This window comes from Microbacterium sp. XT11 (genome assembly GCF_001513675.1).
Lineage (GTDB): Bacteria > Actinomycetota > Actinomycetes > Actinomycetales > Microbacteriaceae > Microbacterium.
On record NZ_CP013859.1, the window covers coordinates 3,084,791 to 3,111,338 of the forward strand.

29 protein-coding genes, 1 tRNA gene and 3 pseudogenes are annotated in these 26,548 nt (G+C 68.4%); 16 read left to right on the forward strand and 17 right to left on the reverse strand.

Annotated features, from left to right (window positions below; translation table 11 throughout):
• The first annotated feature begins 31 nt into the window (after nt 1-31).
• Nucleotides 32-1,281 (forward strand): annotated as a pseudogene (locus AB663_RS14670) (IS256 family transposase).
• Nucleotides 1,282-1,842: 561 nt separating this feature from the next.
• Here AB663_RS14670 and AB663_RS14675 read toward each other — a convergent pair.
• From AB663_RS14675 to AB663_RS14690, 4 genes are read right to left on the reverse strand one after another with little or no spacing between them, the layout of a single operon-like run.
• Nucleotides 1,843-3,261: a substrate-binding protein gene (locus tag AB663_RS14675; RefSeq protein ID WP_067200805.1), complete on the reverse strand. Its 1,419-nt coding sequence runs from the start codon at nt 3,259-3,261 to the stop codon at nt 1,843-1,845.
• A gap of 3 nt (nt 3,262-3,264) precedes the next feature.
• Nucleotides 3,265-3,573 carry a metalloregulator ArsR/SmtB family transcription factor gene (locus AB663_RS14680; protein WP_067200808.1) on the reverse strand — a complete coding sequence of 103 codons (309 nt, stop codon included), beginning with the start codon at nt 3,571-3,573 and terminating at the stop codon, nt 3,265-3,267.
• Between the two features lie 13 nt (nt 3,574-3,586).
• Nucleotides 3,587-4,612 (reverse strand): alpha/beta fold hydrolase, encoded by a 1,026-nt coding sequence (locus AB663_RS14685; RefSeq protein WP_198147879.1) that lies wholly within the window; start codon nt 4,610-4,612, stop codon nt 3,587-3,589.
• The gene (locus AB663_RS14690; protein WP_083511264.1) at nt 4,609-5,892 is read right to left on the reverse strand and encodes an amidase family protein; all 1,284 of its coding nucleotides are present in this window, start codon (nt 5,890-5,892) and stop codon (nt 4,609-4,611) included. Before AB663_RS14690 ends, AB663_RS14685 begins: the two co-directional genes overlap by 4 nt.
• 214 nt (nt 5,893-6,106) lie before the next feature.
• Between AB663_RS14690 and AB663_RS14695 the strand changes: the two genes are divergently transcribed.
• Complete coding sequence (locus AB663_RS14695) at nt 6,107-7,414, forward strand: cytosine permease (protein WP_067200818.1); 1,308 nt, start codon at nt 6,107-6,109, stop codon at nt 7,412-7,414.
• A 55-nt stretch (nt 7,415-7,469) separates the two neighbouring features.
• Here the strand turns inward: AB663_RS14695 and AB663_RS14700 are convergent, their stop codons facing one another.
• Complete coding sequence (locus AB663_RS14700; RefSeq protein ID WP_067200821.1) at nt 7,470-8,246, reverse strand: alpha/beta fold hydrolase; 777 nt, start codon at nt 8,244-8,246, stop codon at nt 7,470-7,472.
• 130 nt (nt 8,247-8,376) lie between these two features.
• On the opposite strand from AB663_RS14700, the gene AB663_RS14705 reads away from it, so the two are divergent.
• The gene (locus AB663_RS14705) at nt 8,377-9,192 is read left to right on the forward strand and encodes a helix-turn-helix domain-containing protein (RefSeq protein WP_067202823.1); all 816 of its coding nucleotides are present in this window, start codon (nt 8,377-8,379) and stop codon (nt 9,190-9,192) included.
• A 265-nt stretch (nt 9,193-9,457) separates the two neighbouring features.
• Nucleotides 9,458-9,736, forward strand: a pseudogene (locus AB663_RS14710) (transposase); the annotation flags it as partial.
• 21 nt (nt 9,737-9,757) lie between these two features.
• On the opposite strand, the pseudogene AB663_RS16985 reads toward AB663_RS14710, so the two are convergent.
• From AB663_RS16985 to AB663_RS14735, 3 genes and pseudogenes are all read right to left on the reverse strand, one after another.
• Nucleotides 9,758-11,002, reverse strand: a pseudogene (locus tag AB663_RS16985) (IS3 family transposase).
• A 45-nt stretch (nt 11,003-11,047) separates the two neighbouring features.
• Complete coding sequence (locus tag AB663_RS14730) at nt 11,048-11,269, reverse strand: IS3 family transposase (RefSeq protein ID WP_067200827.1); 222 nt, start codon at nt 11,267-11,269, stop codon at nt 11,048-11,050.
• Between the two features lie 212 nt (nt 11,270-11,481).
• On the reverse strand, nt 11,482-11,793 hold the full coding sequence (locus AB663_RS14735; protein ID WP_067202826.1) for a transposase: 312 nt from the start codon (nt 11,791-11,793) through the stop codon (nt 11,482-11,484).
• On the opposite strand from AB663_RS14735, the gene AB663_RS17430 reads away from it, so the two are divergent.
• Both AB663_RS17430 and AB663_RS14740 read left to right on the forward strand, forming a co-directional pair.
• A complete protein-coding gene (locus AB663_RS17430; protein ID WP_198147882.1) occupies nt 11,792-11,935 on the forward strand; it encodes a hypothetical protein in 144 nt (47 codons plus the stop codon). The genes AB663_RS14735 and AB663_RS17430 overlap by 2 nt on opposite strands.
• Nucleotides 11,936-12,027: 92 nt before the next feature.
• The gene (locus tag AB663_RS14740; protein ID WP_257720787.1) at nt 12,028-12,894 is read left to right on the forward strand and encodes a recombinase family protein; all 867 of its coding nucleotides are present in this window, start codon (nt 12,028-12,030) and stop codon (nt 12,892-12,894) included.
• Here AB663_RS14740 and AB663_RS14745 read toward each other — a convergent pair.
• A complete protein-coding gene (locus AB663_RS14745) occupies nt 12,875-13,126 on the reverse strand; it encodes a hypothetical protein (RefSeq protein ID WP_067200833.1) in 252 nt (83 codons plus the stop codon). The genes AB663_RS14740 and AB663_RS14745 overlap by 20 nt on opposite strands.
• A 144-nt stretch (nt 13,127-13,270) precedes the next feature.
• Here AB663_RS14745 and AB663_RS14750 point away from each other — a divergent pair, with 144 nt between their 5' ends.
• Both AB663_RS14750 and AB663_RS17435 read left to right on the forward strand, forming a co-directional pair.
• Nucleotides 13,271-13,567 carry a hypothetical protein gene (locus AB663_RS14750; RefSeq protein WP_067200836.1) on the forward strand — a complete coding sequence of 99 codons (297 nt, stop codon included), beginning with the start codon at nt 13,271-13,273 and terminating at the stop codon, nt 13,565-13,567.
• 24 nt (nt 13,568-13,591) lie between these two features.
• Entirely contained in the window at nt 13,592-15,004 is a 1,413-nt protein-coding gene (locus tag AB663_RS17435; protein WP_198147883.1) for a hypothetical protein, read from the forward strand.
• Between the two features lie 23 nt (nt 15,005-15,027).
• On the opposite strand, the gene AB663_RS17800 is transcribed toward AB663_RS17435, so the two are convergent.
• The gene (locus AB663_RS17800) at nt 15,028-15,303 is read right to left on the reverse strand and encodes a glycohydrolase toxin TNT-related protein (RefSeq protein ID WP_442922675.1); all 276 of its coding nucleotides are present in this window, start codon (nt 15,301-15,303) and stop codon (nt 15,028-15,030) included.
• 113 nt (nt 15,304-15,416) lie between these two features.
• On the opposite strand from AB663_RS17800, the gene AB663_RS14760 reads away from it, so the two are divergent.
• The 3 genes from AB663_RS14760 (at nt 15,417) to AB663_RS16990 (ending at nt 17,091) form a co-directional block, all read left to right on the forward strand.
• The gene (locus AB663_RS14760) at nt 15,417-15,746 is read left to right on the forward strand and encodes a hypothetical protein (RefSeq protein ID WP_067200839.1); all 330 of its coding nucleotides are present in this window, start codon (nt 15,417-15,419) and stop codon (nt 15,744-15,746) included.
• Nucleotides 15,747-15,751: 5 nt separating this feature from the next.
• The gene (locus tag AB663_RS14765; RefSeq protein WP_067200842.1) at nt 15,752-16,339 is read left to right on the forward strand and encodes a hypothetical protein; all 588 of its coding nucleotides are present in this window, start codon (nt 15,752-15,754) and stop codon (nt 16,337-16,339) included.
• A gap of 395 nt (nt 16,340-16,734) precedes the next feature.
• Entirely contained in the window at nt 16,735-17,091 is a 357-nt protein-coding gene (locus AB663_RS16990; RefSeq protein WP_083511267.1) for a hypothetical protein, read from the forward strand.
• On the opposite strand, the gene AB663_RS14775 is transcribed toward AB663_RS16990, so the two are convergent.
• Nucleotides 17,054-17,130: transfer RNA gene (locus AB663_RS14775), tRNA-Pro, on the reverse strand. The genes AB663_RS16990 and AB663_RS14775 overlap by 38 nt on opposite strands.
• A gap of 108 nt (nt 17,131-17,238) precedes the next feature.
• Here AB663_RS14775 and AB663_RS14780 point away from each other — a divergent pair.
• From AB663_RS14780 to AB663_RS14800, 5 genes are read left to right on the forward strand one after another with little or no spacing between them, the layout of a single operon-like run.
• The gene (locus tag AB663_RS14780; protein WP_067200849.1) at nt 17,239-17,823 is read left to right on the forward strand and encodes a GNAT family N-acetyltransferase; all 585 of its coding nucleotides are present in this window, start codon (nt 17,239-17,241) and stop codon (nt 17,821-17,823) included.
• A gap of 16 nt (nt 17,824-17,839) precedes the next feature.
• Nucleotides 17,840-18,295 (forward strand): hypothetical protein, encoded by a 456-nt coding sequence (locus tag AB663_RS14785; protein ID WP_067200852.1) that lies wholly within the window; start codon nt 17,840-17,842, stop codon nt 18,293-18,295.
• Nucleotides 18,295-18,954: a lysoplasmalogenase family protein gene (locus AB663_RS14790; protein ID WP_067200855.1), complete on the forward strand. Its 660-nt coding sequence runs from the start codon at nt 18,295-18,297 to the stop codon at nt 18,952-18,954. Before AB663_RS14785 ends, AB663_RS14790 begins: the two co-directional genes overlap by 1 nt.
• Nucleotides 18,951-19,328 carry an RNA-binding S4 domain-containing protein gene (locus AB663_RS14795; protein WP_067200858.1) on the forward strand — a complete coding sequence of 126 codons (378 nt, stop codon included), beginning with the start codon at nt 18,951-18,953 and terminating at the stop codon, nt 19,326-19,328. Before AB663_RS14790 ends, AB663_RS14795 begins: the two co-directional genes overlap by 4 nt.
• 37 nt (nt 19,329-19,365) lie before the next feature.
• Nucleotides 19,366-20,748: an HNH endonuclease signature motif containing protein gene (locus AB663_RS14800; protein WP_067200861.1), complete on the forward strand. Its 1,383-nt coding sequence runs from the start codon at nt 19,366-19,368 to the stop codon at nt 20,746-20,748.
• Nucleotides 20,749-20,801: 53 nt separating this feature from the next.
• On the opposite strand, the gene AB663_RS14805 is transcribed toward AB663_RS14800, so the two are convergent.
• From AB663_RS14805 to scpB, 6 genes are all read right to left on the reverse strand, one after another.
• Nucleotides 20,802-21,710, reverse strand: a complete 909-nt coding sequence (locus tag AB663_RS14805) for an NUDIX domain-containing protein (RefSeq protein WP_067200865.1) — start codon at nt 21,708-21,710, stop codon at nt 20,802-20,804.
• A 90-nt stretch (nt 21,711-21,800) separates the two neighbouring features.
• Entirely contained in the window at nt 21,801-23,273 is a 1,473-nt protein-coding gene (gene der, locus AB663_RS14810) for a ribosome biogenesis GTPase Der (RefSeq protein WP_232304696.1), read from the reverse strand.
• A gap of 40 nt (nt 23,274-23,313) precedes the next feature.
• Nucleotides 23,314-23,994, reverse strand: a complete 681-nt coding sequence (gene cmk, locus AB663_RS14815) for a (d)CMP kinase (RefSeq protein WP_067202832.1) — start codon at nt 23,992-23,994, stop codon at nt 23,314-23,316.
• A 34-nt stretch (nt 23,995-24,028) separates the two neighbouring features.
• The gene (locus tag AB663_RS14820) at nt 24,029-25,168 is read right to left on the reverse strand and encodes a prephenate dehydrogenase (protein WP_198147884.1); all 1,140 of its coding nucleotides are present in this window, start codon (nt 25,166-25,168) and stop codon (nt 24,029-24,031) included.
• Nucleotides 25,165-25,953 (reverse strand): pseudouridine synthase, encoded by a 789-nt coding sequence (locus tag AB663_RS14825; RefSeq protein WP_067200871.1) that lies wholly within the window; start codon nt 25,951-25,953, stop codon nt 25,165-25,167. Before AB663_RS14825 ends, AB663_RS14820 begins: the two co-directional genes overlap by 4 nt.
• Nucleotides 25,950-26,546 (reverse strand): SMC-Scp complex subunit ScpB, encoded by a 597-nt coding sequence (gene scpB / locus AB663_RS14830; RefSeq protein ID WP_442922676.1) that lies wholly within the window; start codon nt 26,544-26,546, stop codon nt 25,950-25,952. Before scpB ends, AB663_RS14825 begins: the two co-directional genes overlap by 4 nt.
• Nucleotides 26,547-26,548: the final 2 nt, after the last annotated feature.

The window sequence follows — 26,548 nt, forward strand, 5'->3', positions numbered from 1 at the left end:
TGACACGACCGACGTCGTCGCTGATGACGAGATGGTTGATCCGGTGACCGGGGAGATCGTCGACCAGAAGGAACTTGCAGAGCGGTTGCTGACGCAGGCGAAAGAACAGGGCGTGAGCCTGGCAGGGCCCGGTGGCCTGCTCAGCCAGCTCACGAAGAACGTCCTCGAAACGGCTTTGAATGCCGAGTTGACCGAGCACCTCGGTCACGAGCACGGTGGGACCCCGATCGGCGAGAACATGCGCAACGGGACCCGGACGAAGACCGTGCTCACCGAGATCGGCCCGGTCGAGATCGAGGTGCCTCGTGATCGTGACGGGTCATTCGAGCCGGTGATCGTCCCGAAACGGAAGCGCCGCCTCGACGGGATCGACCAGATCGTGCTGTCGCTGACCGCCCGTGGGTTGACGACCGGGGAGATCGCCTCGCACTTCGACGAGGTCTATGGGGCGAAGGTCTCGAAAGACACGATCAGCCGGATCACCGAGAAGGTCGCCGGGGAGCTCACCGAGTGGTCCTCGCGCCCGTTGGATCCGCTCTATCCGGTGATCTTCGTCGACGCGATCGTCGTGAAAGTCCGTGACGGGCAGGTCCGCAACACCCCGTTCTATGTCGTGATGGGCGTCACGACGAACGGGGAGCGGGAGATCCTCGGCATCTGGGCCGGCGACGGCGGTGAGGGAGCACGGTTCTGGCTGCAGGTGTTCACCGAGCTGAAGAACCGGGGCGTCGAAGACGTCCTCCTCGCCGTCTGCGACGGGCTGAAAGGTCTCCCTGAGGCGATCAACACGACGTGGGAGCAGACGGTCGTGCAGCAGTGTATCGTCCACCTGATCCGCAAAGCTTCCGCTATGCAGGACGGCAGCACCGCGACGCGATCGTCCGTTCACTGAAGCCGGTCTATACGGCCCCGTCCGAGCAGGCGGCGAAGGACCGGTTCGAGGAGTTCGCCGCCTCGTGGGGCGGACGATATCCGGCGATCGTGCAACTGTGGCGGAACTCTTGGGCGGAGTTCGTGCCGTTCCTCGAATACGACGTCGAGATCAGGCGGGTGATCTGCACGACCAACGCGATCGAGTCGATCAACGCCCGCTACCGCAGGGCCGTCCGGGCGCGCGGGCACTTCCCGAACGAGCAAGCCGCGCTGAAGTGCTTGTATCTGGTGACGAGGTCGCTTGACCCGACCGGCGGCGGGCGGGCACGCTGGATGATGAGGTGGAAGCCCGCGTTGAACGCGTTCGCGATCACCTTCGCCGGACGGTTCGAGAGAACCACTCACTAATGAAAACGCCGGACCCCACACAACATTCATCAGACAGACCCGCGAGCCGCTGTGCAGGGGTGCGCTTTCCTGCGGAACGGCCTGCGTCGAACACACTTGCGCCATATACGGCGCCATAGCACCTCGGACAGAAACGTGAGACTCCGCCGTGATCTTCTCCTTATCTGAACCGTGCACCACCTCGACTGTCTCGTGATCAGGCGCAATCGCAAGATCTTCATGCAGGAACGACGCAGAGGAACTTCGCGAAGGAGTCTGTCGATGCCACCAATCTGCTCATCGAGGTGAGGTTCGCCGAGAGGAACTTCGAGCCAACGGAGGGACTTGAATTACAAGGCGGCAAGGTGGATCCAAGCGCCTTCGCTCGCGGGTCACGATGGACTTCCGCCGGCCCGCATCGCGCCTCGAACTCACACCAACGAGGCCGGTCTCCAACGAAATGCGGACTGAACGCCATACGCTGGCACGATGAGCCCACGTCAGGAAGAACGTCCCCGACACCTCGGAAACAGGCGGTGACGACGTGTCGTCCCCCGTGTGGACGAGCGCCGCGCGGTCCAGCTACGCGACGGGGCGGATGCCGTGGGAGGTGACCTCCGCCAGAGATGCGGCGGCGAAGCGTCCCGTGGCTCTGCGCCGTGCCGTCTCGGTTCCGACCCCGCCGGCGCGGATCCGGCGTCCGATCATCGACGGGTCGAGGGTACGTGCTACGGCAGCGGCCTGGGCGTAGAGGCGGATTCCGTTGTAGGCGTTGACCGCGAGGCTCGTCAGCGGCGCCGACGTGAGACCGAAACGGCGGCGGTAGCGGATGCCGAGGTCGCTGCCCAGCCCGATCAGTCCGGCGTGGTCGTTGCTGACGAGGATGCCCGCCGCGACGCCCGTGCCCAGATGGTCGAGCTGCGCCTGGTCGAAGTTCGTGGCCAGGGTGCGGAACGAGCTGCGAAGACCTTGGGCATGGAAGGTGCGCTCGAATCGGATGGCATCCTCGCCGATGAACGAGGAGAGGATGAGATCCCCGTCGCCGGCGCCGATGTCGTCCAGGATCCGATCGAATCCCGACGATCCGATCGGTGCGAATGCCGTGCCGCTGATGCGTCCGCCGTGCTGCGTGATCAGCCTCCGTGCGACCGCGGAGACGGTCCGCGGCCACACGTAGTCGTTGCCGACGAGGTACCAGTTCGACGCGCCCGCGGCGGTCATGGTCTCCGGGATGGCCCGCCGCAGCTGCTCGAGCGGCGATTCGCCGAGGTCGATGAAGTTCCGTCGCGGACCGGTGCGGCGCTCCGCCATCGCGGTGTTGAGGACGAGCCTGCCTGTCGCCACCGCATAGGGACGCACGGTCTGCATCGCGGCGGAGGAGATGCTGGCGATCACCACGTCGCAGGCGTGCTCCTCCACCAGGCGCCGGTAGGCCGACAGTGCGCGTTCCGGGCTCGTGCGGTCGTCCTCGACAAAAAGTCGGGCGGTGCGGCGACCGAACGCGCCGTCCGCGTTCACGTCCTCGATTGCCAGCGCGGCACCGTTGACGATGCTCCGGCCCATCAGCCCCGCCGCGCCCGAGAGCGAGACGAGGAGGCCTATGCGGACGTCGATGTGGGCGATTCCGGAAGAACGCAGCGCCCCCGACGAACCGCGGTCGGCGAGCCACTCGACGCCGGCCTGCTCGACCGTGACGAGCACGCTCAAGCGTGTGCCGGACTCTTCGGGGTGAAGGACCAGCTTCACGCGTCCCACCCACGGCGTCTCCTGAGCGATCGTGAGGGAGCGGTTCTCTTCGAGCCCGACGATGCGACCCGCGCAGCGCACCGCCGAGCCGTCGGGCTGCGGGATGTCGAACATGACCGGCGCGCCGCGCTCCACGCGACGGCACTCGCGGAGCATCGGCCATCCGCTCGCCGCCCCCGTGCGTAGCGCCGACCACAGCTCGGCAGGACTGCGGGGCGAGGAGCTCCCCACGACGAACGACAACTCCTCGGCCATCGCTCACTCGCCGGTCTGGTTGTTTCGGACGAAGGCCTCAACGCCGTCGGCGTAGACCTTCATCAAGAACTGGATGATCTCGTCGGCCCGGTTGGGGCCGAGACGATACATGCGCCGCTGGCCGCGGCGCTCTTCGGCGACGAGATCCGAGTCCCGCAGCACCCGCAGATGCGCCGACACGGCCGCGCGCGTCATACCGGGGAAGAGCTCCGCGATCTCGCCGACCGAGATCTCATCGCGCTCCCGCAGAGTCGTGAGGATCGCGCGTCGCGTCGGATCCGCGACCGCGGTGAACACCTGGTTCTGCCCCATTCGGCTTGCTCCTTCAGGACGTCGGGTCGAGGTCGACACTATCGCGGCCGAGCAGCTCCCGCAGCGCGCGGTCGATGAAAGCATTGTCCGGCGGGTTCAGACCCACTCCCGCGGAGTGCCCCCACGTCCCCGGAATCACCTCGAACGTCGCGCCCGGGATGCGCTCGGCGTCTCGTGCGCCCTGCTCGGGAGTGAAGTACATGTCCAGCGCCGCCGAGAGGATCGCGGTGCGTGCGGTGATCCCGGCGAGCGCCGCGTCCGTGCTGCTGCCGGCCGTCGTCCCGACATCTCCCTCGCGCCACGTCCGGATCATCGTGATCAGGTTCCACGGGTCCTGCGCGAGCAGCATCTCCTCCCAGAAGCCGCGCACGAAGTCCTCCCGCGTGTCGAAGCCGAGGGTGCGGTACTCCTGGCCCTCGTAGAAGGCGCCGCTGAAGCCCCAGCCGGCATACACGCGTGCGGCGGCTCGCAACCCAGCGGTCGGGATGCCGTCGGCGAGCATCGGGTCGGTGCGGATCGCGGCCTCCACGCTGTCGAGGAACACGGCGTTGAGCTCCGACGTCCGCGCCGAGCCGCAAAACGCGAAGACGCGCTCGACCTCCCGCGGAAAGGCGACCGCCCAGTGCAGCGCCTGCGCGGCCCCCATCGACCAGCCGACGACCGCGTGCAGCTGCGCCACCCCGAAGACCTCGCGGATGAGACGGCGCTGCGCGCGGACCTGGTCGCCGTACCCCACCGTCGGGAAGTCGGCGCCGCGCTGCCCTGCCGCGGCGTTGCTGGGCGAGGTCGAGACGCCGTTGCCCAGCAGATTCGGGACGACGATGCAGTAGCGCCGGGGATCCAGCGGCCGGCCGGGCCCGATGAGCCAGCGGTTCTCCGCATGCGTGCCCATGAAGAAGGTCGGGAACAGGATCACATTCGACCCGTCCGCCGCAGGCTCGCCGTGCACCTCGTAAACGAGTGCGGCGTCCGAGAGACGTCGACCGGTGTCGAGGGCGAGATCCCCGAGCGGATGCGTGCGGACGACCGAGCCGCTCACGATGCGGCCTCCGGCATCCGCCTGGACCCGCCGGCGCGCAAGACCCGTTCGATCTCCACCGCGGTAGCCAGCACATCTCTGTCGCTGCCGGGGAGCGACTCGATCGTGAGCCCGACCGGGGGGCGATCGGGATCCCGCACGGCGGGAACAGTGATCATCGGATGCCCGAGCATGCTCGCTGTCTCGGTGTTGCGTGTGATCGTCTCGAACAGGGGCGACTCGTGGCCGTTGACCACAGCGCGATCTGCGCCGAGTTCCACGGCGACCACCGGGGTGGACGGGTAGACGAGCGCATCCACCCCGGCGGCGAGGACGCGATGCTTCACGATCGCGCGCAGATCGCGGCGCAGTCGGAGGGCTGCGCGATAGCGGCGCTCACCCACCGGTGCGGCGACGAAACCGGCCAACGCCGCACGAACGTCCGGTGAGCGCACCTCTCCGACGAGTTCCGCCACGGAGCGGATGCTGAGGTCCGACGCCTGCAGGAGCGCGTCGAGCGCGCGGGGCGCCTCGTAGCCGACGAGGTCGTGGCGGTGCTCCAGCGCGCGGGCCTGCACATCGCTCAGGTCGATCTCGACCAGCTCGAATCCGTGGGATGCGAGCTCGTCGAGCGCGTGCATCGCGGCGCCGCGCACCGCGTCGTCGATCTGGTCCCAATAGGCGCCCTGCGGAACGCCCAGCCGCGTGCCCGCCGACCCGGCCGTCGTGTCTCCGCTGATCAGCCCGTCGATGAACTGGACGTCGCCGACGTTATGTGCCATGACACCGATCGTGTCGCGGCTCTGTGAGATCATCAAGACTCCGTCTCCCGCGTAGCGTCCGTGGGTGGGACGCATCCCGACCACACCGCAGAACGAGGCCGGTATCGTCATCGATCCGCCGGTGTCGGTTCCGAGGGAGAAGGCCGCGGAACCGGCGGCGATCGCAGCTGCCGAGCCGCCGCTGGAGCCGCCCGCCGACCTTCCCGGATGCCGCGGGTCGCTCACGGCACCGTAGCCGGCATTGTCGGATGTGACGCCAAGAGCGAGTTCGTGCATGTTGGCCTTGCCGACGACGGTCGCCCCGGCGGCGGCGAGCGTGCGCACGACCGAGGCGGTCGGCGAGAGCAGCAGGTCGTCCAGCGCGAGACTTCCTGCCGTCGTGGGTGCTCCCGCGACGACGATGTTGTCCTTCACCGCGAACGGCACCCCCGCAAGGACGCCGGAGGACGATGCGGAGGGCTCCATCACCCGGACGTAGGCCCCACACGAAGCCGCCGCCTGCGCCGCCCGCGATCGCATCTCCCGGAGATTCGCCGCGCCGTCGCGCGCGTGGGAAGCGCGCCAGGCGGCGATGTCATCGGGGACAGCTGAGTCGGTCGGATGCACGAACGCTATTCTTGCACAAATGGGTAAAGATGTGTTTACTCATGATCGCAAATCGACGACGATCCGGTCGTCAGGGGGCGCACTGCCGCCGACCTGCCCGGCATTCACACACCCGAACGGAGCCGCCATGACCGACATCCACACGCATCCTCCGCGTCTGGACGACCAGTACGAACACACTCCCGTGCCTCCCGAGCACCGCAAGAGCACGCTGGCGATCGGGGCGGCCTGGGCCGGCATGCCCATGGTCCTCACGGCGACGGTGATCGGAGGGCAGCTCGCCTACTTTCTCGGCTTCGCGCAAGGGCTCCTCGCTCTGGTGATCGGTGCCGCGGTGCTGGCGGTCTACGTCGGCATCCTGAGTTACACGGCCGGGCACACGGGTCGCAACTTCGGGCAGTTCTCGCGGTCGGTGTTCGGCCGCGTCGGCGCTCTGGTGCCGGCTCTCCTGCTCTCGACGGTGATCGTGGGCTGGTACGCCTTCCAGACCGGGCTGACGGGGTCCCTGCTCTCCGCGATCACGGGGTGGAATGCGGGCATCCTCGCCATCGCAGCGGGGATCGTCTTCATCTTCATCACCTTCGTCGGTATCCGGGCGATCTCGTGGATCGGATACATCTCGGCCCCGCTGTTCATCGTCTTCGGCGTTGCGGCGCTGGTCATCGGCGGGACCGCCCAGGGGTGGCCCGACATCGCCGCGTACGCCGGCGCGTCCCGCACCGCCGCGGCGTGGCCCCTCGGGGTCGGAGTGACCGTCGTCATCGCGAGCCTGGTCGACGCCGGGACGATGACCGCCGACTTCACCCGGTTCTCGCGGACCGGTCGAGAGGCCGTCGCGGCAACTCTGGCGGCCTTCCCCGTCGGCCAGTTCGTCTCGGCGTTCATCGGGGTGCTCGTGGTCTCGGCCGGACTCGCGGTGGATCCGGCCGTCAACGGCGGCATGTTCATCGGCGTCCTCCTCGGCAGCCCCGTCTCCCAGGTCGTCGTCGCCGTCTTCGTGGTGCTCAACCTCGCCGCCGTCTGCGCCCATTGCCTCTACAACGGCGCGATGGGATGGAGCCACGCGACCGGCGCCCGGTTCCGCACGACCACGGTAGTGCTGGGGCTCATCGGTCTATTCGCCGCCGGGCTCGGAGTGTGGTCCTTGTTCAGCGACTGGCTCACGATCCTCGGCGTCATCGTGCCCCCGATCGGCGTGGTGATCATCGTGAGCGTCCTGGTTCGCGGCTACGGGTTCCTCGCTGCGGATGCCGCGCGTGTGCGCGTCGGAGCGTTCGTCGCGTGGGCCATCGGGTCCGCCGCGGCGCTGCTCACCCACCTGTTCGCCCCGGCGCTGAGCGACGCGGTCGTCGGGATCGTCGTCGCCGCTGTCGCCTCCCTGATCGCCGAGCGCCTCGCGTCCCCCGCGCGCAGCGCCGTCCGCACCGAGGCGTAGCGAGTGCCTGCCTGCCGAGACCGCCGCCCCCCGGCAGGCGGGCACTGCCCCCGCGTCAGCGGGCCGGTTCGAAGGCCGCGATGGCGTCGGCCAGCGCCTCGGGCGCCTCGAACGGGATGAGGTGGCCGGTGACCGGGATGACCTGGAGTTCGGCGCGGTCGAGGAAGGGCATCAGGTTGTGCCGCAGCACGTCGACGGGCTCGACGGCGTCCCGCTCTCCGGCCACGACGAGCGCCGGCACGGTGATCGCGCGGGTCTGCTCGGCGACATCCTCGGCGATGCCGCGCAGCGGCCACTCCGTGCGGGCATCCTCGGCGCTCGCGAGGGAGTCCGTCACGATCCGATCCGCCAGCCGCTGCGGAAGCGGCGTCGCCGTCAGGACGTGGTCGCGGACACCGGCGATGGACTCCGCCGTGTCGTACGCGTGCGAGAGCACCTGCTGGTACTCGGGCGTGATCTTCTCGTGCGGCTTCGCCGGTCCCGATCCAACGAGCACGATGCCGCGCAGACCGGCGGGCTGGGTGGCGGCCACCAGCTGGGCGACCTTCCCGCCCATCGAGTGACCGACGAGGACGTAGTCGTCGACGCCGGCGTCCTCGATCACGGTGAGCACGTCGGCCGCGAGCTGCCGCAGCGTGTAGGGGCCCGAGAGATCGCGCGAGCGGCCCCAGCCGCGGAAGTCCAGGGTGAGCGTGTCCCGCTCGGAAAGGCGCTTCAGAACGAGATCCCAGGTGCGCGACGAGCCTCCCCAGTAGTGCAGGAACACCAGGGTGGGTCCCGTGCCGGTGCGGTGGTCGTAAGCGGGCAGATCCGTCAGTGTGGTGTCGGCCATCGAGTGCTCCTTCGATCGGTTGGTCGAGGTACTTCTCCTCGAATCCATCCAACGTGGGCCTCGGCGGCTGCGCATCGCCAGAACCTGACCTGAGATAGGGGAAACTGGACACGTGCCGAGCATCGCGCAGATGACCTATCAGCCTCCGAACGGGCGTGCGACGCCGGTCGAGACGATGACGTTCCGCCAGTTGCGCGACCGGAACGACGGCGGGACGCAACGTGCCGATTTCCACGTCATTGGACTGGTCGACGCCGGGCACGGTGCGGCGACCGTCGATTTCGCCTCCTTCCCCCTCGAGCCGGGGTCGGCGGTGTGGATTCCGCCGGGAGCCGTTCACCGGTGGGACGACATCGCGGCGGTGTCGGGAACCCTCGTGCTGTTCGTGCCGACGGCCCCGGTCACCGATGTCACCCGTCGGATCGTCGCCGACCCGGACCTCGTCGGCGCGTGGCGCCTGCCGGAGGCGGAGCGGATGTTCGTCGACGCGGCTCGTGCGCACCTCGTGCTCGAAACCGCGGCCGCAGGTCCGGGCTGCGCCGGCGAGGTCCCGTCGATCCTGCTGTCGGCGCTGTTGGGCAGGCTGCGGCCGCCACACGGGGAAGCGGCCGCGGCGAATCGGGTGTTCAGGGTCTTCCGGGAGAGTGTGGAGACGCACTTCCGCGAGCACCACGACACGCTCTTCTACGCCCGCACTCTCGGATACGCGCCGCGGACGCTCTCACGCGCGGCGCTGCGGGCGACCGGTCGAACCGCGAAAGGCTGCATCGTGGACCGCATCGTTCTCGAGGCGAAGCGACTGCTGGCCCACGATCGGTTGACGGCGGCCTCCTGCGCGGCCGTGCTCGGCTTCCCCGACCCCTCCACCTTCTCCGTCTTCTTCCGCAACGCCACCGGCATGCGCCCCGGTGCCTGGCAGACCGCCGCGCTCGATCCGGTCGGATGACTGCTCCTCAGGCGACGTCGGTGCGACGCAGCCCGACACGGGCGAGCAGAACACCGGCGGCCGCCGCACCGATGCCGCCGGCGACCATGTCGCCGATCGTGTCCTGATAGCTCATAGACGTCGCTGCTGATGAACCGCCACCCGGCCCACTCGACGATCTCCCACAGTGCGCTGAGGTCGAGGCCCAGAAGGGCGACGAGCCGCATCCATCCTTCGACCGTACCGGTCGATCCCGATGTCGGATCAGCGCATGGCGTCGCCGATGCTCACCCGAGTGCCCAAGGTCGCCGGCCCGATGGTCGCCGCGATCATCCGCACGATCTTCGTCCCGCGCGGTAAACGCGACCTCGTCGGCGCCCAATTCGACGAAGTCGTCACCATGCTCGCCCGGTCCCACCCGACCGTGGCGGACATGCTCGACGACGCCCGCGAAGACCTCCTCGCATTCGCGGAGTTCCCACCCACGCACTGGCGGCAGATCTGGTCCACCAACCCCCTCGAACGACTCAACAAGGAGATCAAACGCCGCACCAACGTCGTCGGTGAATCGGCCTGACTTTCGTTCCTATCGGAAGCCTTGTCCGGCAGGTGCCGGATTGGCTGATTCTTGGTCAGCGTAGTACGCCGTTTCGACCTCGAGTGGGGTGCGCATGTCGAGTTCGCCGTGGAGCCGCTGGTTGTTCCACCACCACACCCATTCGAGCGTCGCGAGTTCGACTTGCTCTACGGTCCGCCAGGGGCCGCGCTGGCGGATGAGTTCGGTCTTGTAGAGGTTGTTGACCGCCTCGGCCATCGCGTTGACAATCAAACGAGTCGCCGACGGTTCCCGTGGAGGGGACCGCGCCGAGCTCGACGATGCGGTCGGTGTAGACCATCGCCATGTAGTTCGAGCCGTGGTCCGAATGATGCGTGAGCCCGGTGAGATCGTCACCGGCACCCCAGGCGGCCATGTCGCGGGCCTGCAACGGCAGAATCTCCGAGCGCGGCATCGATGCGACGTTCCACCCGACGATGCGTCTCGATTAGACGTCGGTGACGAACGCGACGTAGGCGAAACCACTCCAGGTCGCGACGTAGGTCACGTCGCAGACCCAGAGCCGCCGGGGCGCCGGCGCCGTGAAGCGGCGGTTCACGAGATCGCTCGGCAGGACGGTCGTCTTGTCGGAGCGCGTGGTGAAGACCCGCTTCGACTTGCGCACGCCGCGGACCCCGGCGAGCCGCATGAGGCGTTCGGTCTGGTCGCGACCGACCACCTGCCACCCCTGCCGACGCATCAGCGCGTGCATCTTCCGCCGCCCGTAGACGCCGTAGTTCTCGGCGTGCAGCCTCGCGACCTCCGGAACAAGGAGGTCGTCACGGAGCTGCCTCGCTGACGGCGCACGGCCGACTGCGGCGCGGTAGCCCCGCGCGGTGAGGAAGCCCTGGACTGCCGGTCGGAGGACGCGGCAGATGAGCTCGCCCCCGAAACGATCCCGGTGCTCGTTGATGAACCGGATCATCTCGGTCAGGGGCGGTCGAGCTCCTTCGCGAAAAACACGCTCGCGGCCTTGAGGATCTCGTTCGCCTTCCGCAGCTCGGCGTTCTCCTTCTGCAGCCGCTTGATCTCCGCCGCCGCATCGGTCGTCAGCCCAGGCTTGACGCCCGCGTCGACCTCGTAGCGGCGCTGCCAGAGCCGCAGCGTCTCCGGACTCATCCCGAGCAGCCCGGCGACGTGACGGACCGCGCTCATCATGTTCGGGTGCGACGGCCGCGTCTCCGCGAGCATCCTGAGCGCCCGCTCACGCATCTCCGGCGAGTACTTCCTGTTCATCGTGTTCCATCCTTGCTTGAAGAACGGAACGAAAGTCAGGCCGATTCAGTCGGCCACCCAACGCCGATTCGGGGCGGGCGCGGTGAAGTCCCGGTCCAGCAGGTCTGGGGCTCTCGCGGCGTTGCGGTCAGGGACCGTGGTGCGCACGCCCTTGCCGCGCACCAACCCGTTGATCCCGAGATGACGCATCAGCCGGTCCACCCGCCGCCGCGACACGGTCAACCCGCGCCGGCGCAGCAACGCGGTCATCTTCCGCCGCGCATACATCGACTCCGGTGTCGCCTCACCCTTCGCATTCACACGCGCGGCGAGGATCGCGTCGATGACGATGGCATCCCCGACGTCTCGGCTGCTGGGCTGCGCGCGACGCCACGCTCGATATGTCCGCTCGGCGACCTGAACGCCCTGCTCCTGCAGGACCCGACAGATCGACCCGACCGAGCGGTGTTTGGCCCGCTGCTCCTCGATGAACGCGAGGATCAGCGGCGTCGGGGGTCGAGTTCCCCGGCGAAGAAAACCGCCGCGTCCCGCAGGATCGCGTTCGCCTCGCGCAGCTCACGATTCTCCCGCTCGAGTCGGCGGATCCGCTCCGATTCGCTCGTCGTGACGCCCTGCCGGTCGCCAGCGTCGACCTGCGCCTGCCGCACCCAGCGGCGCAGCGACTCCGTCCCGAATCCCAAGCGGGCCGAGACAGCTCCGCACGCAGCCGTCAGGTTGGGGTACTCATCGAGATGATCGAGCACGAGCCTGATTGCGCGCTGCTTCGTCTCCTCCGGAATCCTCTTCGGCATGATCAACATCTTCCTTCCAGACTCGAAAGGAAGCGGCATCAAACCGGGGACGGTTCATCCTGACATTGGCGTCACCTGGCCAGGACTCTACGAATTTCGCCGGCCGAAGCGCCAAGCCCACCTACGCGAGCTCATCATCTGAGATCCGGAAAAACGGGCCACGAATCGCCAAAGCGAGGCTCCAAGTGCGGCACCAAGACTCCGAACACCCGACAGTCAGAGTCTCGGTCACTCGTGTGTGCCGCCGAGCCTCAGGGGTGGTGCGCCGCCAGCAGCCTCGCGGAACGGCAGACTGAACTCATCGGGACTCGAGATGTACGCCGATGGCAACTCGACGATGGAGGACATCGTCGAGTAACTTACCGATCGTGGCCTTCGAACCCGAGCACCCAGCGGCGCCCCTCCGGGCCGATCTCGGTCAGCAAGATCCACCAGATGCTCCGTGACCCTTATTACACCGGAATCGTCATCTACAAGGGCGACGAGTACCCGGGCAGACACGAGCCCCTGATCGATGCCGACCTCTTCAACCGCGTCCAGGCCCTACTCGCCTCCTGCGGACGCGCAGGAGAACGCCGGCGCATCGTCCACCACTACCTCAAGGGCACGCTCTGGTGCGGCGACTGCTACGACGCCCACGGCACCTTCCGGCGCATGATCGCCCGACGCACCATTTCTCGCGCCGGCGACGAGTACTTCTACTTCTTCTGCATCGGCAACAACGACGGCACCTGCAACTCGAAGTACATCAACATGCTCGAAGCCGAACGAGCGGTCGAAAACCACTACAGGCACCTCAACGCATCTCCGGCGTTCATCAACTTCATGTCCGACACGCTCGATGAGACACTCGCCGACCAGCAGGCGGCCCAGAAGGCGCTGAGAGACCAGCTAACTTCACAGCTCACCGGACTAAATGCACGCGAAACCAACCTCATCGACCTCGCCAGCGACGGCACACTTCCGCAACAGAAGATCCGCGCCCGCCTGCAGGAAATAGCCAAGGAACGCGAACGCATCACGACACAACTCGACCGAGTCCAAGACGACCTCGACGAAGCCGCCACGTTCATCAAGACCCCTACTGAAGAACCCGTGTGAGCTCTACCTCAGCGCCAGTGACGAAGTACGACGCCGACTGAACCAAGCGTTCTTCGCACATCTCCTCATCCACCGCGAAGACGGCATCCACCCACACTTCAACGAACCGTTCGACGATCTGCTCCGCACCCAGCAGCACTTCCTGTCCGCTGCCACCCACGTCGCCCCGCACCGCCCGACCCGGTCCGCAGCAACGCCCCGCCCCCACAGCAAGAAAGAAGGAGTCGCCCATCCGGGCGGCTCCTTCTCTACATCGCCCCTGAAAATCTCACCGCATTCGGCCCATAGGGTCGAATTTTGCAACAAGACTCAGCTTGTCGGGCTGCTGCGAAACTACTGCCAACAAGCGCGGAAAACCGCTGAACTGGCCGAGCTCTTGGCCACCGCCCGCGACTCGACACGTGCGCCGGACGACCGCCCGCTCCCCCAGCAGAACACGCTCCACCGCTCGGTCGTCAAGCTCCTGATCGAGGACTACGAGGCTGGCGCCTCGACGTACGAGCTAGCGGAGCGGTACAACGTGCGCCGCAACACCGTCCGCGACACGCTCCGCCGGGCTGGATTCGACCTCAGCGCCAAGGCGAAACGTGCAGCGATTCCGCAGAGCATCATCGACTTCGCCAGGGACAACCGGATCACGATCCGGGATGTCGAAGGCCGTCGGTACGCTTGATCGCGCCCCGAACGAAGGATGACGATGCCGCAGTACCGGTACATGAATCAGTGGAACGAGCTGACGCTGCGACCCGTGGCCAGCGAGCCCTATCTCGACGAGGCGGAGGCGCGTGCGCGGTATGAGGGCGGTGGTGATGCGTTCGAGGTGATTCCGGAGCCGGATGCGGCGACGGGTGTGCCGGCGTGGTCGATGCGGGTGTACACGGGTGATGGCGCGTTCCGGGTGCAGCATTACAACGCGGCGGGTTCGATCTCGCGGGTCACGGGTTTCCGGCGCTATGACGGGCGGCTGTTCCATGACGAGGTGATCGACTTTTTCTACCCGGACCAGGAGAACCGGTACGACCAGTCGGAATCCACGGCGCATGTGACGGCGTACATCAAGCCGAATGGGACGTCGAAGGTGATCTCCACGAACGTGGAGCCGGGCAAGGAGACGGTCGAGGAGTACCGGGGCGTCCCGATCGACTCGTATTGGGCGGAGCGTCCGGTGTTCGGGGACTGGGAGAAGCTCGCCGATCCGAACTACGGCGATTCGGCCGCGCAGGAATCGGGGGCGCCGGAGGCGCATGAGCGAGCGGTCGAGATGTTCTCGCGGCTGCGGTATTTCCGTGAGCAGGGCTCGCCGGTCGAGCAGCTGAAGGTGGAGGATCTGCCCGGCGGTGCCGGGGTGATCGTGGTCCACCAGGTGCGCGGCGGGGGGTCGCTGTACGTGGCTCCGGACGGGTCGGCGATGTTCGCGGCGTCGGCGGTCTCGCCCGACAAGGCGCTGCGCGCGTTCCTGGACGGCCAGCGCACCGATCCGTCGCACTTCGCGGGCGACGGCGGTCGACCCTGGCGTGAGGTGGTAGAGGTGGGTTCGATGTTCGTTCCGCCGTCGGAGGATCCGGACGGTCTTCGCCCGAGGACGCAGGATGAGCTGCCGGTTTACCGGCATGCCGCTGACCTGGCGGCGTGGGGTCGTGAGCTGTTGCGTCGTCTGGGGGAGTCGGATGTGGCGGCGTATCGGTACTACGTCGCCGAGGAGTATGTGTTCGCTGTGCAGTGCGGGCCCCGGGTGGTCGTCGTCAGCCCGAAGGACGGCGAGCACCTGTTGTGGCAGGGCGAGCCGGAGGCGGCGCTTGCGGCGTATCGTTCGGGGGCGCGGACGCCGTTGGCGGAGTTCGGTGGCGAGGATCCGATCACGGCTGAGCGGGCGCGCCTCGCGCCGCGTGTCGAGCGTCTCCTGGAGCGCCGCCCCGACATCGCCGGCGCGCACCTTCTCCGCGCGTGGCAGGTGTGTGCGCTGTTCGATCTGGAGATGTCGTGGTCGATCGCGTGGCTGGATGGGACCTACGTGCTTCGTCGTTGGGAGCGCGACGACAGCAGGGAGCGGGAGACCTCCCCGTCGGCACTTGAGCTGATGGATCGTCTGGAGAGCTGGCTCCTGGACTGACACCGGCCCGGCGTCGACCGGTCTTACTCGGCGACGGTGAAGCGCTCGAGCACGCTCTGAGCGACGAGATCGCGGATGCCGATGCGATCCTCGGCGAGGGTCATGCGCAGCCCACCGCCGGGCTGAGCGAACCAGGGCTGGGCGACCTCCACGCGGACGAGCACGTTCGCGCGCGTGAGCAGCGCGTGCCGCTCCGCGCCCTGCCCGAGCGCCGTCGGGGGGGGGGGGGGGGAGCGAGCGCGCCTCGAAGCGGGTGCCGTACGGGAACAGCTGCACGCCGTCGAGCACGCCGATGCGATCGAGCAGAAGCCCGACGGGCAGCTGGATGAGCAGTTCGACCCGGTGGCAGGGGCCGTGGGCGAGGGGGCGGGCCGATTAGGCTTCTGGGTGAACGGCCGAGAGGTGAGGCGCGATGCCCGACACGCTGCAGGAGCGCTGCGAACGACTGGTCCAGCCGGTGACCTCGCTGGCGGCGACCAGCCTCGGTGCCGCCGTGAGCCCCACCGGGATCGACGACGCGCTCGCGGCGGCGCGTGCGGTCAAGGCGATCCTCGATGAGGACGCCTCCGGCATCGAGCCGGGCGGGTTCACGGACTGGCTGCCGACCGGGCGTCGCACCGTCGCCGCGATGATCGACGCGCTGGAGCGCGGCGACGCCGAGACCTCGTACAAGCTGTTCACCGATCAGGCTTCCGGGTTCTACCGCCTCGGCATCGCATGCCAGGGCTTCCAGGGATGGTGAGACGCATGGCCTTGCAGGAGATCGATCGCGGGTACTTCGAGGCGCAGCCGCACCGCTTCGAGCGCGTGCCCAATGCGCGCAAGCGCGCCGGGTGGCTCATCGCGGCGGCGCCGTTCCTGCTCATCGGCATCGGCATCGCGGTCGCCTCGCCGTGGATCTGGGCGCACTTCGAGGCCCAGATCGCCGCCGGTGTCGACAACATCCGCATCGGCCGGGGCCCGGGTGCGGCGTTCGTCGGCGTGATGCTCGCGGGGGCGCTCGGCCTCATCATCGGCGGGATCTTCGCCTACACCGGCATCTTCGACGGCAAGAGCTGGCGGGATCGCACCACGGGGGCGATCCTCACCAACGGCCTCGTCGAGCGCTACCCCACGGCCGATCGATTCGACGAGCTGGCGCACCAGGTCTTCTCCCGCACGCTGACGGCGCCGCTGCCCAAGGGCGACGCGACGCGGGGCAAGATGATCCTGCAGACGATGGAGGACCGCGAGCACGGGATCGTCCACGTGTGGCTGGAGGCCGCGGACGGGCGCACCGCCCAGGCGGCGTGGGACGGGGACGCCGCGCGCCGGATCGCGCGTCCGCAGTCCTGATCGCCGAACGGGCCCGGCACGCGCCGGGGCGTCGAGCGCGGCCATCGTGCGGCGACCGCGCGAACTAGGCTTCTGCGGGGAGGACAGTGTGAGCGGCTGGTCGATCATCAGCGAGGCCGAGGCGGCGCCGGAGCCGACGCCCATCAGCGTCGCCCGGGCGGAGCTGCTCGGGGTGCGTCGTGCACCGTACGGGCGCCGCGTGCTCGCGACGATCATCGACGCCCTGCCCGTGATCGTCTTCGCCATCCCGCTCTGGTTCGTGCCGGCGGCGCGAGATCGGCACCGAGCGCGAACGCCTCACCGCCCAGCTCCAAGCCACCGTCGACGCCCTCAAGGACGCGGTCGAGTTCATCGGGACCAACCTGCGCCTGCTCGAGGATCCCTACGAGCTGTACATGAACGCCAGCGACGAAGTCCGCCGCCGCCTCAACCAGGCCATCCTCAAGCACATCTTCATCGACCACGACGAGATCATCGATCACGACCTCGAAGACCCGCTCGGTGATCTGTTCACCGTCCAGACGATCTACCACGCCAGCACCATCGGAGCACCGCCTGGCCGCCTGCACGACCTCGCCCAGGCCTCCTGGGCCAAGCACTACCAGACCACGAAGAAGAAGGGAGCCGCCCACATGGGCGACTCCCTTACTTCGTTGACCCTGGAAGCTCCTCCAAACCCGGCCCATAGGGTCGGTGTTTGCAGTAAGCCTCACCTGGTCGGGCTGACAGGATTTGAACCTGCGACCCCTTGACCCCCAGTCAAGTGCGCTACCAAGCTGCGCCACAGCCCGTTGTCCTTCGCTCTCGCGCAGGCAACTCCCCTATCTTAGCCTGATGCGCGACCCGTCCGCGAACCGAGGCGTTGCGAGTGTCGGAGGCTCCGCGTACCGTCCCCCCTCATGGTGACGATCACGACCGAGACGGCGACCGCCGATCGATGGGACGACGTTCAGCGCGCTCTCATTGGCGGCGGCGACGACGCCAGTTGCCAGTGCATCTGGCCCATGCTCCGCAACAAAGACTGGAATGCAACTACGACACCGCAGCGCAAGGAGATGCTGCGCGCAGAGATCGACGCGGGCCCGCCGCCGGGCATCGTCGCCTACGTCGACGGCGAAGCCGCAGGGTGGATCTGCATCGGCCCGCGCACACGTCAGGCGCGAGTGCTTCACACACGGATGATCGCAGCCGCGACGACAGAGCCGTTCGACGACGGCTCGGTCTGGGCGGTGACGTGCTACGTCGTGCGCCGGGAGCATCGAGGGCTCGGCGTGAACCGCGAGCTGCTCAGGGCAGCCGTCGCGTATGCGCGCACGTCGGGCGCACGCCTCATCGAGGGTTATCCGGTCGACACCGGTGGCGAGACGGTGCGCTCGAACGATCTCTACCACGGAGCGCTGAGCACCTTCCTGTCCGCAGGATTCGAGGAACGCACGCCGATGAAACCCGGACGCGCGCTCGTCGCACTGGCTCTGCGACCCTGAGCGCTAGCGTGGAACGATGAGCGACCCGCATCCGTTCGTCGACGACGCCGTCCTCGGCCGCCTCTCCCGCGCCACCAGTGAGCTCGCCGACGTCACGGCGCTCACGCACGACTGGTATGCGGGAACCGTGCCCACCGACGTCGGAGACGTGGAGATCATGATCGATGCGACGACACCCGAAGGCGTCACTCCCCTGCTCCCCCGTCTGCGCGAGGCAGTCGCTCGCATCGCCGACCTCCACCTCACCGCGACCGACGCCGTCGTGAGCACGTTCAGCACCGCGGAGCCCGAGCCGGCCGACCTCGAAGCCGCCGCCTCCGATCTGTCCCTCGACGCCATCGAAGCCGCCGCCGACGGCAGCATCGTCCTCCACTTCACCGATGCGTGCGGCGAGCACTTCCCCGAGGGATACTGGCCGGCCGTCCACCCGGGCGTCGGTGACGACGTCGAGCGCGTCACCGTCGAGTCCTGATGAGCCTGCGCACTGTCCTCTGGGCGTTCGTCCCGTATGCGATGGCGTCAGCGGTTCACGTGGTGCTCCTAGCCATGGAGAACCCGCTTGCCGCACCGACGAAGCTCATCCTCATGCCTCTCCTGGCGGTGCCGGTGCTCCTGTCGATCCGCCGCGCGCGTCGCCGCGTCAGCATCCTGCTGATCCTGACCGCTCTTCTCTTCTCGTGGCTCCGCGCCGCCGCCGGCTCGCTCTTCCCTGACACCCCCGAACTCCCGCTCATGCTGGGATTCTTCGGCGTCGCCCATATCGCATACATCGTGCTCTTCGCGCGCTTCCTCGGTGGACGACGGATGCCGTGGTGGGCCCTTGCATACGCCGCCTGGTGGATCGTCATGATGTTCACGCTCGGCCCACACACCGGTGCGCTCCTTCCGGCCGTGGGCGGGTACGGGGTGGTGCTCGCAGGAACAGCCGCGATGGCGGCGCGGTGCTCTCGACTGATCGCCGCGGGCGGCGCACTCTTCCTGCTCAGCGATACGATCCTCGCCTTCCGGCTCTTCCTCCCTGACGCCATGCCCTCGTGGACCAGCCCGGCGGTGATGTCGACCTACACCCTGGGGCAGGGTCTCCTCATCGCGGGAGCATTGGTCCGGCTGCACGAGAAGGCGGCGCGATGACGGATTCCGTGCGCATCGACAGCTGGCTGTGGGCGATACGCGTCTTCAAGACGCGCTCGGCGGCGACCACGGCATGCCGCGCAGGCCATGTGCGGGTCAACGGCGACAGGGTCAAGGCCGCGCAAGCGGTACGCATCGGCGATGAGGTGCGGATCCGCGTCGCGGGCTTCGATCGCATCCTGATCATCAGACAGCTGCTCGTCAAGCGCGTGAGTGCTCCCCTCGCCGCCGCGGCGTACGAAGACCGGACACCGGTGCGCGAACCTCAAGCAGCACTGGCGGTGCGCGACCGAGGTGCAGGGCGTCCGACGAAACGGGAGCGCCGGGAGATCGACCGCCTCCGGGGTCGCGGTTCGCATCGTATTCAGGACTAGCCTTCCCCCCTTCGAACATATCTTCTAATCTGGAGGCATGGCACCTCCGACCGACCTCGACCGCGATTTGCAGCGGCGTGCCGCGTTGCTCGACGCGTGGGTCGAGAAGCGCCGACAGATCGCGGTGCTCGAGGCGAAGGCCGCCGAACTCCTCATCGACCAGCTGAACATCTACGACGGCGATGTCGCCGAACATCCCACGCATCGCGACGCGATCCACCGGTCGATGATCGCCGAGTTCTCCGCCGCGGCGCGGCTCCCCCGCACGACGGTCGAATTCGCGTTCGGAGACGCACGATCACTCGCCACCTCACTGCCGGCGGTGCGTACCGCCTTCCGGGAGGGACGCATCAGCGCGGCCCACGTCCGCGAGATCGTTCGTGCGTCCGCACCGCTTGACGAGGCGGTGACCAATGCCCGAGCGGATGCCGAGATCCTGGCGCTGTATAAGTCTGCCGTGCTCGTCGTCGCCGAACAAGACTCAGCCGCACGCACCCGACCGCACGCGCGCCAGGTTGCCGCGGCGCTCGTGGGCGACACCGTGGTGCAGCGACAGCGTCGTGCGGTCGAGCAGCGGGGCGTCACCGTGCGGACTCTCGATGACGGTCTGGCGATCCTGACGGCGGTGCTTCCTGAGTGGATCGCGCACGCGATCTTCGACCGGCTCACGCAGATGGCCGCGCACATCACAGATGCGCGCAGGCACGAGCCCGGGGATGCCTTCGCCGTCGACGCTGCGGTCTTCGCCGTCGACGCGGACGCCGCCGCACCGGACGCCGGCACCACACCGGACGCCGGCAGCACACCGGACGCCGGCAGCGCACCGGACGCCGCAGACGCGCGCACGACCGACCAGCTGCGCGCCGACTTCCTCTCCGACCTCCTGCTGGCCGCGTCACCGAGCGAGATCCTCGGAGACGGACTGGACGCGGTGCAGGCGCGGGTGCAGGTGACGATCGCCGCGACGACCCTCGCCGGCATCGACGATGCACCCGCCGATCTCGATGGGCTGGGACCGCTCGATCCCGATGTCGCGCGCGCTCTCGCCGGCCGATCGGCCGGGTGGTCGCGACTGTTCCTCGATGCGGCTGGTCACGTCACCCGAACGGATTCATACACGCCGACCGCAGCCATGAAGCGATTCCTTCGCGCGCGCGACCAGCGATGCCGATTCCCCGGATGCCGCACGCCCGTGCACCGGTGCGACATCGACCACAACCACGATCACGCGAAGGGCGGAGTGACGGCGCTCGACAATCTCGCGCACCTCTGCAGAGCTCACCACACGCTCAAACACCCCGACATCCCCGGCCTGCATCGCTGGACGGCGAGGCAATTGCCGGATGGAACGCTCACCTGGACGAGTCCCCTCGGTCGCGCCTATCGCGACCGAGCAGCGCGGCGGGTGATGTTCACATGAACGCGGCGGAGGGCGTGCGCATCACCGGGACGAGCCGGCGCGCAAGCGAGCTCTCATCGACCCGAGTACGAGATGCGTTCCAGCAGCCACCGAACCGAGCGCACGGCCGACGCGCCGGCTTCCGCGACCCGCTCCTGCAGCTCACGGTCGCTGGTGACGGCGATCACCGTGTCCCCCTCCGCGACGCGCCGCTCGACCTCCGCGACGATCGCGTCGTCGCCCGCTCCTTCGGCCCGGACCACCGTCACGTCCGCGGAGTCCTGCGCCAGGTGGCGGGCCTTGCCTTCGACGACGAGGGCGACGGAAGGGAACCACCGCGCGCCTCCGAGGCTGAGGTCGGCACCATCGACCGTCAGACCGCCGAGGCGGTCACGAAGCCTCTCCGCCGCCCCGAGCCGGTCCTTCCACCAGCCATCCGGCACAGAGCCCACCACGTTCGCGGCGTCGACCACGACCACCGGTCGCACGTCGAGCAGCGACCGCAGCATCGGCCAGGCCGACGCGAAGCCCGGGTGCAGAGGCAGGTCGCTCACGTTCGCGACGGGAACCCACTCGAGAGCCACGCTCTCCCGGTCGCTGATCACCGGATCGAACGGCGCGACGACATCGGCGACCACGGTCGTGTACGACCAGATGTCGAGGTCCAGCACACTCGTGAAGCGTGGACGCACGGCGCCGTCCGGCACTCCGGCCTCCTCCTGCGCCTCGCGCACGGCGCCCGCGATCGCGCTCTCGCCCTCGTGCATCGCACCTCCGGGGAGCCCCCACGTGCCGCCGAAGTGGCTCCACGCCACCCTGTGCTGCAGCAGCACACCGCGAGCGGGGTCATGGGCGAGCAGTCCGGCCGCACCGTAGCGACCCCAGTACCGTTCACCGGTTGGGGCGACCACCCATGCGTCACCGGCGTCGCGAGGTCCGTCCGGACGACGCGGCTCACCCGGGGCAGGAGGTACGACAGTCACCCCTCCAGCCTTTCACAGCATGCGGCCACCGGCACGCCGTCCGTGACACACGGGAACATCTGTGGAGCCGAAGGCGCGCACTCCGCCCACTCAGCGCTGGCGGCGCTCCCGCACCCTCATGTTGATCACGATCGGCGTTCCCTCGAAGTCGTACAGCTCGCGCAGACGACGCTGGATGAACCGGCGATAGCCGGGGTCCAGGAAGCCGGTCGTGAAGAGCACGAACGTGGGCGGACGCGTGGACGCCTGAGTCCCGAAGAGGATACGCGGCTGCTTGCCGCCCCGCAGCGGGTGCGGATGCTCGGCGACCAGTTCCGAGAGGAAGGCGTTGAACTTCCCGGTGGGGATGCGGCGGTCCCAGTTCTCCAGCGCGGTCTCGAGCGCCGGCACGAGCTTGTCGAGGTGGCGTCCGGTCTTCGCGGAGATATTCACACGAGGCGCCCAGGCGACGTGCGCGAGATCCTGCTCGATCTCCCGTTCGAGGTACTTCCGCCGATCCTGGTTCTCGAGGTCCTCGTCGTTCAGCCGATCCCACTTGTTGAAGGCGAGCACGAGCGCGCGTCCCGACTCCAGCACCAGGTCGATGATCCGCACGTCCTGCTCGCTGATCGACTGCGAGACATCGAGCACGACGACGGCCACCTCGGCCTTCTCCAGCGCCGCGGATGTCCGGAGCGAAGCGTAGAAGTCAGCACCCTGCTGCAGATGCACACGGCGACGGATGCCGGCGGTGTCGACGAACCGCCACATCTTGCCACCGAGCTCGACGATCTCGTCCACCGGGTCGCGCGTCGTGCCGGCGAGGTCGTTCACGACCACGCGCTCCTCCCCCGCGGCCTTGTTCAGGAGCGAGGACTTCCCGACGTTCGGACGACCGAGGATGGCGACGCGACGCGGTCCGCCGATCTCCTGCTTCGCCACCGCCGAGGTCTCGGGCAGCTTCTCGAGCACGGCGTCGAGCAGATCGGCGACCCCGCGCCCGTGTATGGCCGAGACCGGGTACGGCTCGCCCAGACCCAGGTTCCACAGTGCCGCCGCCTCGGGCTCCTGACGGCTGTCGTCGATCTTGTTGGCGACGAGGAAGACCGGCTTTCCGCTCCGACGCAGCAGTTTCACGACGTGCTCATCGGTCGACGTCGCACCGACCATCGCGTCGACGACGAACAGCACGAGATCGGAAAGGTCGATCGCGACCTCGGCCTGCGCGGCCACCGACCGATCGATACCCTTCGCGTCGGGCTCCCACCCCCCGGTGTCGACGAGGGTGAAGCGACGGTCGTTCCACTCCGCCTTGTACGTCACGCGGTCGCGCGTCACGCCGGGGGTGTCCTCCACGACGGCCTCACGGCGGCCGAGGATGCGGTTCACCAGAGCCGACTTGCCGACGTTGGGACGTCCGACGATCGCGACGACCGGAAGCGCCGGCAGGAACTCGATGCCGTCGTCGCCGAGAGCGACGCCCGCGAGGAGCGCAGCGTCCTCGTCGTCGAGCTCGTAGTCCGCGAGACCGGCACGCAGCGTCTCCGCGCGCTGCTCGGCGAGCACCTCGTCGAGGGCCTCCATCTTCTCGGCGAGCTGGTCGGGGCCGCCTTCGTACTCATCGTCAGCCACGGTGTGCTCCTCGGAGTCGTTCGATCACCGCGAGAACGGCGTCGATGGTCTGGGGGAAATCGAGATGGGTGGAGTCGACGACCTCGACGCCCTCAGCGGCGTTGAGGAAGTCGACGACAGCGCTGTCCGATGCGTCGCGCTTGTGCAGCGCGGCAGCGACGGAAGCCGCGTCTTCGCCCGCGAGCTCGCCGGCGCGACGAGCAGCGCGCACCTCGGGGGCGGCCGTCAGCAGGATCCGCACCGGCGCGTCGGGGGCGACCACGGTCGTGATGTCGCGTCCTTCGACGACGACGGCGGGATACGGCGCCTCGGCCACGAGCGCCCGGAACAGCGAGTTCACCTGTGCGCGCACCTCCGGGACGCGCGCCACACCGCTCACCGCGCCGGAGACGCGGGGCTCCCTGATCGCCTCGGTGACATCGGCATCGCCGACGCGCACCGTCCGGTCGTCCGGGTCGAGTCCGAGGCGCACCGGAAAGTCGGATGCCGCCGCGAGCACGGCATCCGCATCCGACGTGTCGGCGCCGCGGTCGAGCACGTGCCACGCGAGCGCGCGATAGGCGGAACCGGTGTCGAGATATCCGAAGCCCAGGCGCCGGGCGACGGCCTTGGACACGCTGGACTTTCCGGACCCGGCAGGTCCGTCGATGGCGATGAAGTCGGGCGTGGTCATGCGAGTCCTCTGCTCGGTCGAACGGTCGGAGAGATCAGTCATTGGATGTCCCCGCAATCCGCCATCCGCGCTCGGTCAGCCCGCTGATCGCGCCGTGCAGAGCGGCGGGGTCGACGCTGATCTCGGCAAGACCGAACTGGGCACCCGGCGAATGCTCCAGTCGCAGGTCCTCCACGTTCACCCCGAGCTCGCCGAGTTCGCCGAAGAGGCGGCCGAGCTGACCCGCGGTGTCGTCGACCATGACGACGAGCTGTTCGAACCGACGGTTCTGCCCGTGCTTTCCGGGGAGTCGCTCCACGCCCTCGTTGCCCTGACGGATCGTTTCGGCGACCACACGCCGCGAGCCCGGCGCATCCGGAGCCCGCAGCGCATCCGAGACCTCGCGCAGGTCGGCGGCAAGCGCATCGAGCACCTCGACGACCGGCGTCGCGTTCGCACCCAGGATCTGCACCCACAGTTCGGGGGCGGATGCGGCGATGCGCGTGGTGTCGCGCACGCCCTGTCCGGCGAGCCGCAGCGCGCCCTCCTCGGCCTCCGCCAGCCGACCCGCGAGGAGGCTCGCGACGACCTGCGGCACGTGCGAGGTGAGCGCGACCGAACGGTCGTGCTCCTCGGGCGTCATCTCGAGGGGCATGGCGCCGACGTCGAGAGCGAGAGCCTCGACGAGCGCGAGATCGGCGGGACGAGTCTGCTCATCCCGACACACCACCCAGGGACGTCCGATGAACAGGTCGGCACGGGCGGAGATCGCGCCGCCACGCTCACGTCCCGCGAGCGGGTGCGAGCCGATGTACCGGGTGAGGTCCACCCCGCGCGCCGTCAGTTCGCGGAACGGCTGCAGCTTGACGCTGGCGACGTCGGTCACGACGGCATCCGGGTAACGGCGAAGCTCGGCCTCGACGACGTCCGCGGTGACGTCCGGCGGTACGGCGACCACGACCAGGGCCGGGCTGTCGGCATCCTCCGCCGCGCGTCCCGCCCCGTAGTCGATGGCGAGCCGCAGCTGCGCGGGCGAGGTATCGGAGAGCACGACGTCGATGCCCTTGGCGCGGAGGGCGTGGCCGATGCTCGCGCCGAGCAGACCGGCGCCTACGATCCGCACGGTGCCAGACAGCCGCGGCGCGACGGTGACAGAGGATCGCGGCGCGATGGGCGCACCCGTGGTTTCCGTCACTCGTTCTCCTGCTGCTCGCCTGGCGCCGCGGCGACACCCGAATCACGGCGCGACAGAGTCAGCAGCGCGCCAAGTTCGATTTTAGTCAGGTCGCGCGTCTTCCCCGCAGGGAGCGTTCCCAGGTGCAGCGGGCCGAACTGGCGGCGCACGAGCTCGGTCACCGGGTGTCCGACGGCGGCCATCATGCGCCGCACGATGCGGTTGCGCCCCGAGTGCAACGTGAGCTCGACGAGGCTCGAGCCGCGCGACGTGTCGAGCAGCCGTGCCTTGTCGGCGGCGATCGGTCCGTCCTCCAACTCGATCCCCTTGGTCAGCTTCGCGATGGTCTGCGCGGTCACGGTGCCCTCGACCTTGGCGATGTACACCTTCGTGACGCCGAACGAGGGGTGGGCCAGAACGTGGGCGAGCTCACCGTCGTTCGTCAGGATCAGGAGCCCGCTGGTCTCGGCGTCGAGGCGGCCGACGTTGTAGAGCCTCTCGTCGTAGTCCCTCGTGAACCGCCGGAGGTCCGGCCGGCCGCTCTCGTCCCGCATGCTGCTGACGACGCCGGTCGGCTTGTTGAGCATCACGTAGCGCTTCGTCACGTCGAGCTGCACGGCCGTGCCATCGACATCGACCAGGTCCCGTTCGGGGTCGATGCGCGTGCCGAGCTCGGTCACGACGCGACCATTGACGCGGATGCGACCCTCGACGATGTAGTTCTCGACGACCCGGCGCGACGCGACGCCGGCGGCGGCGAGCACCTTCTGCAACCGGACGCCTTCTGCGGGCGTGTTCTCTGTCATCGGACCACTCCTTCGTCGAAACCGTCTGCGCCGTCGTCGAGCAACGGGGAGATCGGAGGCAGCTCGTCGAGCGAGTTGATCCCGAGGTGCTGCAGCAGCGCGTCGGTGGTGCCGTAGTTGATGGCGCCGGTCTCCGAATCGGCGAAGAGCTCGGTGATGAGCCCGCGTGCGAGCAGGGTGCGCACCACGGAGTCAACGTTCACCGCGCGGATCGACGCCACCTGGCTGCGGGTGACGGGTTGCTTGTAGGCGATCACGGCGAGCGTCTCGAGCGCCGCCTGCGACAGACGCGCCGGCGCCTGTCCGCCGACGAACTCCGCGACCATGTCGTCGTGGTCCTCGCGCACGTAGAGGCGCCACCCTCCGCCGACTTCGCGCAGCTCGAAGCCTCGCCGGGGCCCGCGCCCCTTGCCGTCGTAGTCGTCCACCAGCGTCTCGATGGCCTGGCGCACGGCCGGCACGGGAGACCCGACGGCCGCAGCCAGGGCGACGAGACCGATCGGCTCGTCGATGATCATCAGGATCGCCTCGATCCGCTCGGTGAGCGGTGTCTCAGGCGCAGCCGAGCCGGTCTCAGCATCCGCCGTGGTCATGG

Coding starts and splice junctions, on each gene's coding strand:
- AB663_RS14690 (WP_083511264.1), bottom strand. CDS start 5,892: ATGCGATCGCGGGCGGCGCAGGCGGCGGCTTCGTGTGGGGCCTACGTC.
- der (WP_232304696.1), bottom strand. CDS start 23,273: ATGGAGGCCCTCGACGAGGTGCTCGCCGAGCAGCGCGCGGAGACGCTG.
- AB663_RS14700 (WP_067200821.1), bottom strand. CDS start 8,246: ATGGCCGACACCACACTGACGGATCTGCCCGCTTACGACCACCGCACC.
- AB663_RS14735 (WP_067202826.1), bottom strand. CDS start 11,793: ATGCCGAAGAGGATTCCGGAGGAGACGAAGCAGCGCGCAATCAGGCTC.
- AB663_RS14705 (WP_067202823.1), top strand. CDS start 8,377: ATGACCTATCAGCCTCCGAACGGGCGTGCGACGCCGGTCGAGACGATG.
- AB663_RS14675 (WP_067200805.1), bottom strand. CDS start 3,261: ATGGCCGAGGAGTTGTCGTTCGTCGTGGGGAGCTCCTCGCCCCGCAGT.
- AB663_RS14765 (WP_067200842.1), top strand. CDS start 15,752: ATGGCCTTGCAGGAGATCGATCGCGGGTACTTCGAGGCGCAGCCGCAC.
- AB663_RS14790 (WP_067200855.1), top strand. CDS start 18,295: ATGAGCCTGCGCACTGTCCTCTGGGCGTTCGTCCCGTATGCGATGGCG.
- scpB (WP_442922676.1), bottom strand. CDS start 26,546: ATGACCACGGCGGATGCTGAGACCGGCTCGGCTGCGCCTGAGACACCG.
- AB663_RS14785 (WP_067200852.1), top strand. CDS start 17,840: ATGAGCGACCCGCATCCGTTCGTCGACGACGCCGTCCTCGGCCGCCTC.
- cmk (WP_067202832.1), bottom strand. CDS start 23,994: ATGACCACGCCCGACTTCATCGCCATCGACGGACCTGCCGGGTCCGGA.
- AB663_RS14795 (WP_067200858.1), top strand. CDS start 18,951: ATGACGGATTCCGTGCGCATCGACAGCTGGCTGTGGGCGATACGCGTC.
- AB663_RS14780 (WP_067200849.1), top strand. CDS start 17,239: ATGGTGACGATCACGACCGAGACGGCGACCGCCGATCGATGGGACGAC.
- AB663_RS14825 (WP_067200871.1), bottom strand. CDS start 25,953: ATGACAGAGAACACGCCCGCAGAAGGCGTCCGGTTGCAGAAGGTGCTC.
- AB663_RS16990 (WP_083511267.1), top strand. CDS start 16,735: ATGAACGCCAGCGACGAAGTCCGCCGCCGCCTCAACCAGGCCATCCTC.
- AB663_RS14680 (WP_067200808.1), bottom strand. CDS start 3,573: ATGGGGCAGAACCAGGTGTTCACCGCGGTCGCGGATCCGACGCGACGC.
- AB663_RS17435 (WP_198147883.1), top strand. CDS start 13,592: ATGCCGCAGTACCGGTACATGAATCAGTGGAACGAGCTGACGCTGCGA.
- AB663_RS14730 (WP_067200827.1), bottom strand. CDS start 11,269: ATGTATGCGCGGCGGAAGATGACCGCGTTGCTGCGCCGGCGCGGGTTG.
- AB663_RS14760 (WP_067200839.1), top strand. CDS start 15,417: ATGCCCGACACGCTGCAGGAGCGCTGCGAACGACTGGTCCAGCCGGTG.
- AB663_RS17430 (WP_198147882.1), top strand. CDS start 11,792: ATGATCAACATCTTCCTTCCAGACTCGAAAGGAAGCGGCATCAAACCG.
- AB663_RS14800 (WP_067200861.1), top strand. CDS start 19,366: ATGGCACCTCCGACCGACCTCGACCGCGATTTGCAGCGGCGTGCCGCG.
- AB663_RS14745 (WP_067200833.1), bottom strand. CDS start 13,126: ATGGGCGACTCCTTCTTTCTTGCTGTGGGGGCGGGGCGTTGCTGCGGA.
- AB663_RS14695 (WP_067200818.1), top strand. CDS start 6,107: ATGACCGACATCCACACGCATCCTCCGCGTCTGGACGACCAGTACGAA.